At 55.8% G+C, this 12580-nt stretch carries 13 protein-coding genes; 5 read left to right on the top strand and 8 right to left on the bottom strand.

Translation table 11 applies throughout. The annotated features are described in order from the left end of the window. Window positions 1–18: 18 nt before the first annotated feature. The 4 genes from osmV to BTJ39_RS08270 are packed head-to-tail and all read right to left on the bottom strand — an operon-like array spanning window position 19 to window position 3475. Window positions 19–1155, bottom strand: coding sequence for an osmoprotectant ABC transporter ATP-binding protein OsmV (gene osmV / locus BTJ39_RS08285; RefSeq protein ID WP_078002211.1), 1137 nt, complete (start codon window positions 1153–1155; stop codon window positions 19–21). Then, window positions 1155–1802, bottom strand: coding sequence for an osmoprotectant ABC transporter permease OsmW (osmW, locus tag BTJ39_RS08280; RefSeq protein WP_078002210.1), 648 nt, complete (start codon window positions 1800–1802; stop codon window positions 1155–1157). The genes osmV and osmW overlap by 1 nt, the downstream gene beginning before the upstream one ends. A 9-nt stretch (window positions 1803–1811) precedes the next feature. Further along, entirely contained in the window at window positions 1812–2720 is a 909-nt protein-coding gene (locus tag BTJ39_RS08275) for a glycine betaine ABC transporter substrate-binding protein (RefSeq protein ID WP_176110278.1), read from the bottom strand. Between the two features lie 38 nt (window positions 2721–2758). Further along, window positions 2759–3475 (bottom strand): ABC transporter permease, encoded by a 717-nt coding sequence (locus BTJ39_RS08270; protein WP_078002208.1) that lies wholly within the window; start codon window positions 3473–3475, stop codon window positions 2759–2761. 420 nt (window positions 3476–3895) lie between these two features. Here BTJ39_RS08270 and BTJ39_RS08265 point away from each other — a divergent pair, with 420 nt between their 5' ends. Next, a complete protein-coding gene (locus tag BTJ39_RS08265; protein ID WP_078002207.1) occupies window positions 3896–5353 on the top strand; it encodes an MDR family MFS transporter in 1458 nt (485 codons plus the stop codon). Window positions 5354–5386: 33 nt separating this feature from the next. Here BTJ39_RS08265 and BTJ39_RS08260 read toward each other — a convergent pair whose 3' ends face one another. Both BTJ39_RS08260 and BTJ39_RS08255 read right to left on the bottom strand, forming a co-directional pair. Further along, window positions 5387–5683 carry a DUF1161 domain-containing protein gene (locus tag BTJ39_RS08260; protein WP_078002206.1) on the bottom strand — a complete coding sequence of 99 codons (297 nt, stop codon included), beginning with the start codon at window positions 5681–5683 and terminating at the stop codon, window positions 5387–5389. Between the two features lie 53 nt (window positions 5684–5736). Then, window positions 5737–6084 carry a DUF1283 family protein gene (locus BTJ39_RS08255; protein WP_241825888.1) on the bottom strand — a complete coding sequence of 116 codons (348 nt, stop codon included), beginning with the start codon at window positions 6082–6084 and terminating at the stop codon, window positions 5737–5739. A 99-nt stretch (window positions 6085–6183) separates the two neighbouring features. On the opposite strand from BTJ39_RS08255, the gene BTJ39_RS08250 reads away from it, so the two are divergent. Further along, entirely contained in the window at window positions 6184–6510 is a 327-nt protein-coding gene (locus BTJ39_RS08250) for a YnfA family protein (RefSeq protein ID WP_078002204.1), read from the top strand. A gap of 45 nt (window positions 6511–6555) precedes the next feature. Here the strand turns inward: BTJ39_RS08250 and ydfG are convergent, their stop codons facing one another. Together ydfG and BTJ39_RS08240 are read right to left on the bottom strand one after the other, a co-directional pair. Next, window positions 6556–7302: a bifunctional NADP-dependent 3-hydroxy acid dehydrogenase/3-hydroxypropionate dehydrogenase YdfG gene (gene ydfG / locus BTJ39_RS08245; protein ID WP_078002203.1), complete on the bottom strand. Its 747-nt coding sequence runs from the start codon at window positions 7300–7302 to the stop codon at window positions 6556–6558. Window positions 7303–7407: 105 nt separating this feature from the next. Beyond that, window positions 7408–8199, bottom strand: a complete 792-nt coding sequence (locus tag BTJ39_RS08240; protein WP_078002202.1) for an SDR family NAD(P)-dependent oxidoreductase — start codon at window positions 8197–8199, stop codon at window positions 7408–7410. A 188-nt stretch (window positions 8200–8387) separates the two neighbouring features. Here BTJ39_RS08240 and BTJ39_RS08235 point away from each other — a divergent pair, with 188 nt between their 5' ends. From BTJ39_RS08235 to bla, 3 genes are all read left to right on the top strand, one after another. Further along, window positions 8388–9332 carry a LysR family transcriptional regulator gene (locus tag BTJ39_RS08235; protein WP_338418159.1) on the top strand — a complete coding sequence of 315 codons (945 nt, stop codon included), beginning with the start codon at window positions 8388–8390 and terminating at the stop codon, window positions 9330–9332. 88 nt (window positions 9333–9420) lie between these two features. Beyond that, window positions 9421–11550, top strand: coding sequence for a peptidyl-dipeptidase Dcp (gene dcp, locus BTJ39_RS08230; protein WP_078002200.1), 2130 nt, complete (start codon window positions 9421–9423; stop codon window positions 11548–11550). Window positions 11551–11601: 51 nt separating this feature from the next. Continuing rightward, window positions 11602–12486, top strand: a complete 885-nt coding sequence (gene bla, locus BTJ39_RS08225) for a class A beta-lactamase (RefSeq protein WP_078002199.1) — start codon at window positions 11602–11604, stop codon at window positions 12484–12486. The last annotated feature ends 94 nt before the right edge of the window (window positions 12487–12580 follow it).

Here is a 12580-nt window from a genome sequence, read left to right as displayed (position 1 = left end):
ACGTCCCTGTCCGTGGCCTTAAACGCCCAGCTGGCGGCGGGTGCGTCCTGAGCTGAGATAGTCGGCGATGTAATCCTGCGAAATCTCGCCGCTGTAGCGTCCGTCTTCATCGACGATCGGCATCCAGGTGGTGTTGTGTTCATAAAGCTTAGACAGCACCACGCGCAGGTTCTCTTCTGCCCGGCCTGTCACTTTGAATGAGTGGGTCAGGTCGGCGCAGGTTCCCTCGGCATTACGCGCTTCCCGCCTTTTAACAAAGCCTAACGGCTTACCTTCTTCATCCACTACGGTAACGGAACGCATGTCATTATCATCCATAGTGGCAAAGGCTTCGTTAAGCGGCGTTGAACGTCGCACGGTAATAGTCGGCTGCTGATCGGTGACATCGCCAGCCGATACCAGCAGCAGGCGCTTCAGGGTACGGTCCTGACCAACGAAGGAGCCGACAAAATCGTTGCGCGGCTTAGCCAGCAGCTCGTCAGGGCTGGCGCATTGCACTATTTTTCCCTGGCCGAAGACCGCGATGCGGTCGCCGAGCTTCAGTGCTTCATCAATATCGTGGCTAACCAGCATTACCGTTTTCTTGAGCTGGCGCTGCATATCCAGAAATTCATTCTGAATGACTTCACGGTTAATCGGGTCGACGGCGCCGAAAGGTTCATCCATCAGCAGCACCGGCGGATCCGCCGCCAGCGCGCGGATTACGCCAATACGCTGCTGCTGGCCGCCGGACAGTTCACGCGGGTAGCGTTGCATATATTTTTTGGGGTCAAGGGCGACCATGCTCATCAGCTCGCGGGCACGCTCAACGCAGCGCTGTTTCTCCCAGCCCAGCATGCGTGGTACCACCATGATGTTTTCTTCAATGGTCATGTTAGGGAACAGACCGATTTGTTGAATAACATAGCCGATGTTGCGGCGCAGCGTGACCGTATCCTGGTCGCTGGTGTCTTCACCGTTAATGTAAATCTTACCACTGGTGGCGGGGATCAGACGGTTGATCATCTTCAGCGTTGTCGTCTTGCCACAGCCGGAAGGGCCGAGCAGTACACACATTTCACCTTCAGGGACGTTGAGGCTGACATTATCCACGGCGTTAAAAGTGCTGCCATTTTTCTGTGAAAAAGTTTTGGTGAGGTTTTCCAGTTTTATCATTATCGAATCCCCTTTGGAGTCAACGCCAGCTGCAGACGATGCAGCAGCCAGTCGAGAATAATTGCCAGTAAACAAATCATCAGCGCGCCGGAAATCAGCATGCGCACGTCGCTACCGCTGATACCATCAAGCAGCAGCAAGCCAAGGCCGCCTGCGCCGATAACCGCCGCAATTGCCATTACGCCAACGTTCATAACCACTGCGGTACGAATACCGCCGAAAATAACCGGCAGCGCCATGGGGATTTCAACCCAGCGCAGACGCTGCCAGAAGGTCATACCGATACCGCGACCGGCTTCGCGCAGCCCGTCGGGCAGGTTTTCCAGCGCCGTATGGGTATTGCGCACGATCGGCAGCAGCGAATAAAGAAATACCGCGGTAATAGCAGGGAGCACGCCGATACCCTGACCAATCAGCGAGAAGACAGGGATCATAATGCCGAACAGCGCGATAGACGGGATGGTCAGCACGATGGTTGCCAGACCCAGCACCGGCGTAGCCAGCCACTTAAAGCGCACAATGAGAATGCCGAGGGGAACGCCGATAATAATCGCCATGCCCACGGCCAGCGCAACCAGCCACAAATGCTGACCGGTCAACGTCATCAGGTACTGCCAGTTATCAATAATATAGTGAATGGTGTCCATCGTTCCCCCTTAGAGCAAGCCTTTAGATTTAAGAAAATCGCGAGCGACCTGCTGCGGTGATTGGTGGTCAATATCCACGCGTTTATTGAGTTCAGTAATGACATCATCGGTGATCAGCGGTGAAAGCTGATTGAGGGCATCGGCCAGTCCCGGATGCGAATCAAGGACCTCTTTACGCACTACCGGCGTTACGGCATAGCTGGGGAAAAAGTGCTTATCATCCTCCAGCACTTTTAAATCGAAGCCTTTAACCCGTCCATCGGTGGTGTAGATCAGGCCTGCGTCGACAAAGCCATCGCGCACCGCGTTATACACCAGACCGGGGTCCATCTGGCGAATTTGCGGGCGGTCGAGCGGCATATTGTAGGCTTTCTGAAGCGGCTTCATGCCGTCTGAACGTCCGGAAAACTCCAGGTCTAAGCCGAGCAACCAGTTATGATCGGGATCGTTCTTGCGCACCTCTTCAATTTTCGCTACCAGCTGTGACATGGTTGAAATATGCTCTTCCTCGGCGCGTTTTCGCGTCATGGCAAAAGCATAGGTATTATTCATCGGCGCCGGGTTAAGCCATACCAGACCCAGTTTGGCGTCGAGATTTTTTACCGTCTCGTAGGCCTCTTTTGGCGACATCGGCTTATTGATATGGTTAAAAATAATCAGCGAGGTGCCGGTATATTCCCACGTCATGTCAATCTGCTTATTAATCATTGCGTTGCGTCCAATAGTGGTCGCAATGTTGGTTTTCGGTTCGATCTGAAAACCTTTTTTACGCAGATACATGGTGGTCATGGCTGAAAGGATGTGCTGCTCGGTAAAGCTTTTGGTGGCGAATACGATAGGCTTGGCGGCCAGCGCCGAGGTACTTAGCGCCAGGGTTGCGCTTAACGCCAGCGCGGTATTACGCAGCCAGCGTTTCATATAAACAGGGGTTGCCATCACAGTCTCCTTATTGTTGTTTATACTGCCGTGTGCGGACTGAGCAAACGCCCAAGACCCGCCAGCAACATATCCAGAATTAACGCAAACAGCGCGGTGGCGACGGCACCCAGAATCAGCGTCGGGAAATCATTCAAATAAATACCCGGAAAGATAAGTTCACCGTAGCTGCTGGCGCCAATCAAGAAAGCCAGCGGCGCAGTACCCACGTTGATCGCCGTCGCGATACGCACCCCGGAAAGGATAACCGGCATGGCATTGGGCAGTTCGACCTGACGCAGCCGCTGCATTTTAGTCATGCCCAGTCCGTTCGCCGCTTCAATCATTGAGGGCGGTACGCCACTCAGCCCGGCATAGGTGTTACGCACGATAGGCAATAATGACGCCAGAAAAAGCGCGACAATAGCAGGCCGGTCGCCGATGCCGATAACCACCATCGCCAGCGCCAGAACCGCCAGCGGCGGCAGGGTATTGCCAATATTAAAAATCTGCATGACGTATTCAGCCCAGCGCCGGGCGGCGGGGCGGCTGAGAATAATCCCGCTGGGAATACCGACTAACAGTGCGAACAGCATTGACCAGAACACCAAAAGTAAGTGTTGTTTACCAAGGTAGACCAGGTCGACCTGGCGGCTCTTGAGGGTGTCGGCACCTAGTCCCGCAACCAGCAGACCGACCACCACAGCGATCAGCAGCAGCGCCATTATGGTACGCTTCCAGAGCGTCGAGTTTTGCATGGGTAAGACTCTCCCTGACATCCGTTTTAGGAAACTCGGGGGATGAGGATGCCGATGTTTCCCTTGTTATAAGTGAGGTAGCGAAGCGACAAAAGGCATGAAAAATTCGCTAATGCCTTCCAAAACCGGATTCGCCGTAAAGAGCGTTAACGTGATTCTGCCTGTGCATTTGATTAGCACGCAGAGTATTAATCGCCTATAAATCTATAGCAGCAGACCACGTTATTTGCCAACTTTACGCCATAAATCAGCATGATAGTTTGCGTGAAATTCAGCGTAACTCAGCGCCAGATAAGGAAATCTGACGATAAAAAAAATTCATCGAAAAGTTAGTGACAACGTCACACATGCCGCACTTATGGCAAATTGCCTGATACACTGATGGACTAGCCTGAGCGCAGGCTGAGAACAAGGAACCCCATGACGGACAATATTGCGCACCAAATCACCCATCGCCCGCTTATCCTGATTGCAGCCATGCTGGCAATGTTTATGGCCGCGATTGAGGTCACCATCGTCGCGACCGCAATGCCGAGCATTATTGCCGAGCTGGGCGGTTTCTCTCAGTTTGGCTGGGTGTTTTCAATCTACCTTTTGACTCAGGCCGTCTGCGTGCCGATTTACGGACGGCTGGCGGATATCTGGGGCCGGAAAAAAGTTTTTTTCCTTGGCACTTCGCTGTTTTTACTGGGCTCGGTGCTTTGTGGGTTCGCACCGTCAATGACCTGGCTTATCCTGTTTCGCGCCTTTCAGGGGCTGGGCGCGGGGGCGATTATGCCGCTGGCATCAACCATCGTTGCCGACGTTTACAGTCCGCAAGAGCGGGCGGGCGTTCAGGGGTGGTTATCCAGCGTCTGGGGCTTTGCTGCAATCACCGGGCCGCTGACCGGCGCCTGGATAGTGCTGCATTTCAACTGGGCGGTTATCTTTTGGGTTAACGTGCCGATCGGCATTATTTCTATGCTAATGCTGGCACGATGGCTTCCGGAAGCGGCAGAGAAGCATCAACACCGCCTTAATATTACCGGCAGCGCGCTGCTGATGATCGCCGTAACGGCATTAATCGGCGCCTTGCTGCAAGCGGAGCGATTGGGAGCATGGGTTGTGCTGCTGCTGGCTGTCGCTGTTGTCAGCGGCGGGTTGCTGTACCACCACGAGCGTCAGGTAAAAGAGCCACTTTTTCCGCTGGCAATCTGGCGCAGCCGCATCCAGCTTGCCGGTAACCTGGGCAACCTGATTATCGGCGCGGCGATGATGGGCATCAGCGCTTTTCTGCCAACCTGGATTCAGGGTGTTGACGGTGGGACGCCGCTGCAGGCTGGCAGCGCGCTGGCGATGATGTCCATCGGCTGGCCGCTGGCCAGCTCGCTCAGCGGGCGTATTATCGCCCGTACTTCATACCGTATCAGCGCCCTTATCGGCAGCCTGCTACTGATCGCTGGCTGCGGCGCGCTGCTGTTGTTACAGGCCGAGAGCGGCATCCTGACGGCGGCGGCAATGGCATTTCTGATTGGCACCGGAATGGGCATTACCAGTACCACCTTTCTGGTCGCGGTACAAAATGACGCCAGCTACCACATTCGCGGCATCTGTACCGCCTCGGTAATGTTCAGCCGTATGCTCGGCTCGGCGCTGGGTACGGCGGTGATGGGCGCGGTGCTGAATTATAATCTTTTGCAGCGCCTGCCAGATTTTCGCGATCCGGTTCAGCAGATGATGTCGCCAGCGCAGCGCGCGCTGCTGACGGATGATGCCCTGCAATTGCTGAGACAGCAGGTAGCCGGTTCGTTACACGGGGTCTTTTTCGTCGCCTTGCTGTTTGCGCTGGCCTGCGTTCTGGCTGCCAGAATGCTGCCGCGTCGCCAAAGCGAGGGGTAAAAAAAAGGACGCTGTAATCAGCGTCCTCAGGCGTTATTGCGCGGGAGAATCCTGGCTGGTGCCAGCGTTAGCGGGAACGCCGGTGTCGCTTTCGCTACCGTTGCGCTTATAGACGATTTTCTGCGTGTCGTTTTCGCAGTGTCCGACGACCTGGCCGCCGGCCTGGTCTGCCTGGTCATTTGGCACCACTTCAAGGGTAAAGCCGTTTTCCGGCACGCCGTTTTTGATAATTTTTTGGTTTATCTCATCTTTTACGGATTCGCAGGAAGCCTGCGCCAGCAGAGGGGCGGCCATTAACAGGCCAGTCAATATCCACTTGCTCTTTTTCATCGTTTTCATCCTTTTGCAGAAAGCCCGAGCTAACTATAGCATTCAATCAACGATCAGGGCGTTACCGGGCGTCCGGTGCGGCGGTCAAGGCAGCGCAACGTATTCGGTTCCCAATAGGCGTTAACGTTAAGGCTGCTTTCACAGGCATCGCGATTATCGAGGCCATTTGCCGCTTTATCGAACTGTTTTTCTACCCGTTGATTAACTTTATTTCGCAGGTTGCGCGTTGCATCCCATTGCTCTTTTTGTTCGCGGGCTTCCTCACGGCTCAATGGATTGCCGTTGCTGTCCAGAATTATGTGCTGAGTGTCAGCGTGCGCCAGCTGGCTCAGAGGAAGCGCCCCGGCGAACAGGGTCAGCAGCAGTAAAACCGGCGTAAAAGTTTTAACTGAAGTATTCATCTCATTCATTCCTTTTTTAGATCCGGCATAGTATATCATCAGGTGCTTTATTGCCCAATGCTACAGACTATTGATTAAGGAAGAAGAGAGGTTGCTGATATGGTGAAAATCACGCTGCTGTTTTTTGTCACGGCACTGGCGGAAATTACCGGCTGTTTTCTTCCCTGGCTGTGGCTGAAAAAAGGCGGGAGCAGCTGGTTATTATTGCCTGCGGCGACCAGTCTGGCGCTGTTTGTCTGGCTGCTGACGCTTCATCCGGCGGCCAGTGGCAGAGTCTACGCTGCGTACGGCGGAGTGTACGTGATGACCGCGCTAATCTGGCTGCGGGTGGTGGATGGCGTAAAGCTTAGCCATTGGGACTGGTTTGGCGGCATGGTGGCGTTAAGCGGTATGCTGATTATCGTTAGCGGCTGGGGCAGCAAATAAACCGGGAGCGGCAGCGCAACATCGTGCGCCGGCTCCCGGCGTAAATCAGCCTTTATGCACTTTCATGCCAGCGGTGGTCTGCACCACCGGCATCATTTCCAGCGTATTAATATTGACGTGTGCGGGCAGCGTTGCCACCCACCACACGGCTTCGCTGACGTCTTCGGCCGTCATCGGTTCGGTATTTTCATAGACGTCGCTGGCTTTCGCATCGTTGCCTTTATAGCGCACGTTGGAAAATTCAGTGCCGCCAACCAACCCCGGTTCGATATTGGTTACCCGCAGCGCAGTACCGTGTAGATCGGTGCGCAGATTGAGGCTGAACTGGCGTACAAACGCTTTGGTTGCGCCATAAACGTTGCCGCCCGGATAGGGCCAGTTACCGGCGGTGGAACCGATATTAATGATATGACCGCGATTGCGTTCGACCATGCCAGGCAGCAGCGCGCGGGTCATATACACCAGTCCCTTGTTGTTGGTGTCTATCATATTCTCCCAGTCTTCGATGCTGGCTTTATGGGCGGGTTCGACGCCAAGGGCCAGCCCGGCGTTATTCACCAGGATGTCAATGGCCTGCCACTGTTGCGGCAGACTCGCCAGCGCCTGCTCAATACCTGCCCGGTTACGCACATCAAGCTGCAGCGGCAGTAGGTTTGCGCCAAGTTCACTTTTAAGGTCGTCGAGCCGCGACTGACGGCGGCCGGCGGCGATAACCTTGTGGCCTTGTGCGATGAAACGTCGGGTGATGCTCAGACCAAATCCGGCGGTGGCTCCCGTAACAAATACAATCATCCTGCTAATCCTCAGCGCTATTCAGTTTGAGATATACCTCACCTTATCATGACGCTTTTGCTCTGTCCCCGGACATTAATCGCCGCTGGCCTCTGCGGCAGTCGTTTAAGATGGCGATTGATAACGATCGGCCAGCCGTGGCGCCTGACCGTTAAACGCCGCCAGACTGGCCTGTAACGCCGCCGTCATTAGCGCTGGATTATTGACTCCGGGCGCGCAGACAATTTCATCCAGCGCCAGGGCATGCAGGCTGGCGCTTACCACGTCATCAGCAGACATTCGCGGCAGGGCGCTTAAATCCATGCCCTGGCGCTGATGAAACTCGGTAGCAACAATGCCCGGGCAGAGAACCTGAAACTTAATTCCGGCGCCTTTAAACTCTTCATGCAGAGACAGGGTTAATGACAGCAGATAGCTCAGGGAACTCACGTATGCCGCGCGGCCTTGAGCCTGACCGAGTGGGGCTGTAGCACCAAAAGCCAACATCCCCGCTACGTTGATAACCGTTCCGCGTTTGCGCTCCGTCATGCCTGCGATGGCAGCCTGTGCCAGCATGGTTGGCGCGACAACTTTGACATGCAGCAGCTCTTGCGCTTTTTCAGCTGGCAACGAGGTAAAGCTCATATAATGGGCAACCCCGGCGTTATTCACCAGCAAGGTGAGTGGCTCGCTGCGGCATAGCTGCGTTACGGTATTTATCCCCTCTGGCGTACTGAGGTCGGCGACAACCGGTCGGATATAACGCTGAGGAAATTCACTGACCAGCGATTCCAGGCGCTCTTTGCGTCGCCCGACGGCAATCAGATCATAACCTTCGCTCAGCAGTCGGCGCGCAAACTGTAAGCCAATGCCAGATGATGCGCCGGTAACCAGCGCCAAAGACGAAACTTTATTCATATTTCCTCCTGCGGATAAAGGCTGATTCAACCAATGAGCGCCATCATACCCGTGGCATAACAGTCTGCATACGCACGGTGAACGTACAGGCTGTTCATTAAAACGTACAAAATGCCAGGCTGTGCATCTGTCAGGTTGAACAATGAAAACTTATACTGGCTATCAGCTATGCATCGGGAGGAATGTCGTTGGCGAAGAGAATGCAAGACGAGCTGGGTGACCTCAAGGCTTTTGCCAGGGTGGCGGGTGCTGGCGGCTTTCGTCAGGCGGCCCGCGAGCTGCAGGTCAGCGCCTCCGGGCTCAGTGATGCGGTGCGCAGACTGGAGGAGCGTCTCGGCGTGCGCCTGCTACACCGAACCACCCGCAGTATTTTGCCGACCTGGCAGGGCAAACAGCTGCTGGCGCGTATTGAGCCAGCCATTGCCGATTTGGAGCTCGCCCTGGCAACGGTGAGTTTAACCGGCGCGCAGGCGGCGGGGACTCTGCGACTGAACGTACCGGTAAACAGCGCCCGGCTGTTTCTTCCTCGCGTACTGCCCGCGTTTCTCCAGCGTTATCCGCGGGTAACCGTCGAAGTGGTGGCGCAAAGCGATGTGGTTGATGTGCTGGCCGCCGGCTGTGATGCCGGTATACGCTATGGCGAACGCCTTGAGCAGGATATGATCGCGCTGCCGGTCGGACCGAGAATACAACGCTTTGCCACGGCGGCGTCGCCGTCCTACCTTGACGCCAACGGGCGTCCGCAGCATCCGCAGGATTTACCGCGGCTCAACTGCCTGTGCGGGCGCTTTAGCAAAGGAGGGGCTGAGATCTGGCAATATCAGCAGGGCAGCGAAATCTGCCGCATTGTGCCGCAGGGATCACTGGTCTATAGCGCCGGGACTGCCGTCGATCTTGCCGTATCGGCAGCCGTCAGCGGACTTGGCGTCATCTATTTATTTGAAGAGTGGCTACAGCCTTATTTTGACAGCGGCGAACTGGAGCCGCTGTTGGCCAACTGGTGGCAGGCTTTTCCCGGTCCGTATCTCTATTATTCCGACCGTCGCCTGGTGCCGCCGCCGCTGCGTGCATTTATCGATTTTATTAAATCAGAGTCGAATGCGGGGCCGGGAAAACCAGACGATGAGCCTTAGGCCGACGCTTTTATTATTCTGAGGTCCCGAACGGCGGCAAACACGACTAAGATAAGGCCTCAGGCGAAGAACAGGAGAGCGGGGAGAGATGCGTATTTCAGTGACATTAATGCTTGCGATGGCGTTAACCAGCGTCCAGGTAGAAAGTAAGGAGAACGACAGCATGCAAGATTGGCAACAAAACCCTTTCAGTCAGCCGAGCGCGCTGCCTTTTCAGGCGCCGCCTTTCGATCGCATTAAAGAGAGCGATTACCGCCAGGCGCTGGATAAGGGCATTGAGGAAAAGCGCGCGGAGATTATTCACATTGCGCAGAACAGCAGCGCGCCGACCTTCGCTAATACCTATGAAGCGCTGGAGCGCAGCGGTCAGCTGTTGACGCGGGTCATTCTTCCCTTCAGCGCCATGACTTCCGCCAATACCAGCGATTCTCTGCAGCAGCTGGATGAACAAATGCAGCCCCGACTGGCCGCGCTGCAGGACGAAATCTATCTTAACGACAGGCTGTTTAAGCGTCTTGATGCCGTCTATCAGCAGCGTCAAACTCTAAAGCTCGATGTTGAGTCGCTGCGCCTGGTGGAGGAAACCTGGCAGGCGTTTCGCCTGGCGGGTGCCACGTTGAACGATGAGCAAAAGGCGCGACTGAAAGCGCTTAATCAGCAGGCGGCCACCCTCAGTACCCGCTTTACCAACCGGCTGTTGGCTGCCAGCAAAGCTGGCGGACTGCTGGTCAGCGATCGCCAGGCGCTGGATGGGCTGAGCGAGGGCGAAATCGCCAGCGCCCATGATGCGGCTAAGGCTCGTGGTCTCAACGGCTGGCTGCTGTCGCTGCAAAACACCACTCAGCAGCCCATGCTGCAGACGTTAAAAGATCGCAGCACGCGGGAGGCGCTATTTAACGCCGGCTGGCAGCGGGCGGAAAAGAGTGATGGCAATGATACCCGCAAAATTTTACTGGAGTTGGCCGACGTCAGAGCGCAGCAGGCCAAATTACTCGGTTACTCCAGCTATGCCGAATGGGGGCTGAAGGACCAAATGGCGAAAACCCCGGCGGCGGCCTTACAGTTTATGCGTAACATCGTTCCTGCTGCCAGCGCGCGGGTGAAGCGCGAAGCTGCCGATATTCAGGCGCGGATCGACCAGCAGAAGGGCGGTTTTACCCTTGCTCCCTGGGACTGGCAGTATTACGCCGCGCAGGTTAAGCAGGCCCGTTATCATCTGGATGATTCTCAGGTCCGGCCCTATTTTGAATTAAATAACGTACTGGAAAACGGCGTCTTTTACGCCGCAACCCAGCTGTACGGCATCACTTTTAAACAGCGACACGACATTCCGGTTTATCATCCGGATGTGCGGGTTTATGAAGTTTTCGACCAGGATGGCACGCCGCTCGGCCTGTTCTATGCCGACTTGTTTAAACGCGACAATAAAGGCGGCGGCGCATGGATGAGCAACTTTGTTGAGCAATCAACCTTACTGAATAGCAAGCCGGTTATTTATAACGTGGCGAATATTCCGCCTGCGCCAGCCGGGCAGCCGGTATTGCTCAGCTGGGATGAAGTCATCACGCTGTTTCACGAGTTTGGTCATGCGCTGCACGGTATGTTCGCTACCCAGCGCTATCCCAGCCTGTCGGGTACCAACACCCCACGCGATTTTGTCGAGTTTCCTTCGCAGTTCAATGAGCACTGGGCCAGCGAACCGCAGGTGTTCAACCACTATGCGCGTCACTGGCAGAGCGGTGAACCGATGCCCAAAGCGCTGCACGATAAAATACTCAGCGCCAGCCGCTTTAATAAGGGCTATGAGATGACCGAGCTGTTAGCGGCGGCGCTGCTGGATATGCGCTGGCATAGCATCGATGACCAGCACCAGCCGCAGGATGCCGATGCCTTTGAAAAACAGGCGCTGGCAGAAGAGGCTATTAATATTCCGGCAGTGCCGCCGCGCTACCGGTCCAGCTATTTCCAGCATATCTGGGGGGGTGGCTACGCTGCTGGCTATTACGCCTATCTCTGGACGCAAATGCTGGCCGATGATGGCTACACCTGGTTTAGCGAACACGGCGGCCTGACGCATAAAAACGGCCAAATCTTCCGTGATAAAGTCCTTTCGCGCGGCAATAGCGAAGACCTGAAAAAGCTGTATCACAACTGGCGCGGCCACGATCCACAAATCGAACCGATGCTGATAAATCGCGGCTTGAAAGAGACGCAGTAATCACCAGCCCGCGGCAGAGGTCGCGGGCTTTTTCATCTGACAAGGATATTTATGGCTCTTAATTTGACGCGCCGCCGCTTTCTCTGCGCTGCCGGCCTGTTGCCTGTAACGGCAGCGTTAGCGCCACTGGCCCGCGCCAGCGGAAGCTCCGACCTTCATCAGCAGCTGGAGGCGCTGGAAAAGCAGCATAACGGGCGGCTGGGAATGACGCTGATCGATACTGCCAGCGGTCACAGCCTGCAATACCGCGGCAACGAGCGTTTTCCGATGTGTAGCACCTCAAAGGCGCTGCTTGCTGCTGCGGTGCTGAACCTTAGCCTGCGTCAGCCGGATCTGCTCGAACGGCGTATTCACTGGGATAAATCGGAGAAGCTGTCATGGATGCCGGTGACTGAGAAGCATCAGGATAGCGGCATGACGGTCAGCGAACTGTGTCAGGCCATGATTCAGTACAGCGATAACCTGGCCGCCAACCTGATGTTGAAACTGGTTGGCGGGCCGGCTGCCGTCACCGCCCAGGCGCGAGCGCTCGGTGACCAGGTTACCCGTCTTGACCGAACGGAGCCCACGCTCAACAGCGCCATTCCCGGCGACGAGCGTGATACCACCACGCCGCTGGCGATGGCGCGCGATCTGCAAAAGCTGGCCTTCGGCAGCGGCCTGCCGCCGCGCGAGCGGCAGCTATGGATTGGCTGGCTGCGGGGTAATACCACCGGTAAGCAGTCGATTGCCGCCGGTGTACCCTCCGGCTGGCAGGTCGGCGATAAAACCGGCAGTGGGGATTATGGCACCACCAATGACGCCGCGCTGCTATGGCCGCCGCAGCGCCAGCCGCTGGTGTTAACGGTCTATTTCACCCAGCCGGAAAAAGCCGCGCCGTCAAATCGCGCGGTGCTGGCGGAGAGCGCACGGCTGACGCTGGCTGCATGGCGTTAAGGCCAAGGGTCCGTTGAACTTACTGGCCTGCGTTTTTAATTGGCAACGCAGGCTATTTTTGCGACAGTTAATTAACCACCGCTATCCTGAGAGA

Origin of the sequence: Izhakiella australiensis, from assembly GCF_002006995.1 — a bacterium.
Classification (GTDB): domain Bacteria; phylum Pseudomonadota; class Gammaproteobacteria; order Enterobacterales; family Enterobacteriaceae; genus Izhakiella; species Izhakiella australiensis.
This window is presented reverse-complemented; position numbering and strand designations above follow the sequence as displayed.

Coding starts and splice junctions, on each gene's coding strand:
- osmV (WP_078002211.1), bottom strand. CDS start 1,155: ATGATAAAACTGGAAAACCTCACCAAAACTTTTTCACAGAAAAATGGC.
- osmW (WP_078002210.1), bottom strand. CDS start 1,802: ATGGACACCATTCACTATATTATTGATAACTGGCAGTACCTGATGACG.
- BTJ39_RS08275 (WP_176110278.1), bottom strand. CDS start 2,720: ATGAAACGCTGGCTGCGTAATACCGCGCTGGCGTTAAGCGCAACCCTG.
- BTJ39_RS08270 (WP_078002208.1), bottom strand. CDS start 3,475: ATGCAAAACTCGACGCTCTGGAAGCGTACCATAATGGCGCTGCTGCTG.
- BTJ39_RS08265 (WP_078002207.1), top strand. CDS start 3,896: ATGACGGACAATATTGCGCACCAAATCACCCATCGCCCGCTTATCCTG.
- BTJ39_RS08260 (WP_078002206.1), bottom strand. CDS start 5,683: ATGAAAAAGAGCAAGTGGATATTGACTGGCCTGTTAATGGCCGCCCCT.
- BTJ39_RS08255 (WP_241825888.1), bottom strand. CDS start 6,084: ATGAATACTTCAGTTAAAACTTTTACGCCGGTTTTACTGCTGCTGACC.
- BTJ39_RS08250 (WP_078002204.1), top strand. CDS start 6,184: ATGGTGAAAATCACGCTGCTGTTTTTTGTCACGGCACTGGCGGAAATT.
- ydfG (WP_078002203.1), bottom strand. CDS start 7,302: ATGATTGTATTTGTTACGGGAGCCACCGCCGGATTTGGTCTGAGCATC.
- BTJ39_RS08240 (WP_078002202.1), bottom strand. CDS start 8,199: ATGAATAAAGTTTCGTCTTTGGCGCTGGTTACCGGCGCATCATCTGGC.
- dcp (WP_078002200.1), top strand. CDS start 9,421: ATGCGTATTTCAGTGACATTAATGCTTGCGATGGCGTTAACCAGCGTC.
- bla (WP_078002199.1), top strand. CDS start 11,602: ATGGCTCTTAATTTGACGCGCCGCCGCTTTCTCTGCGCTGCCGGCCTG.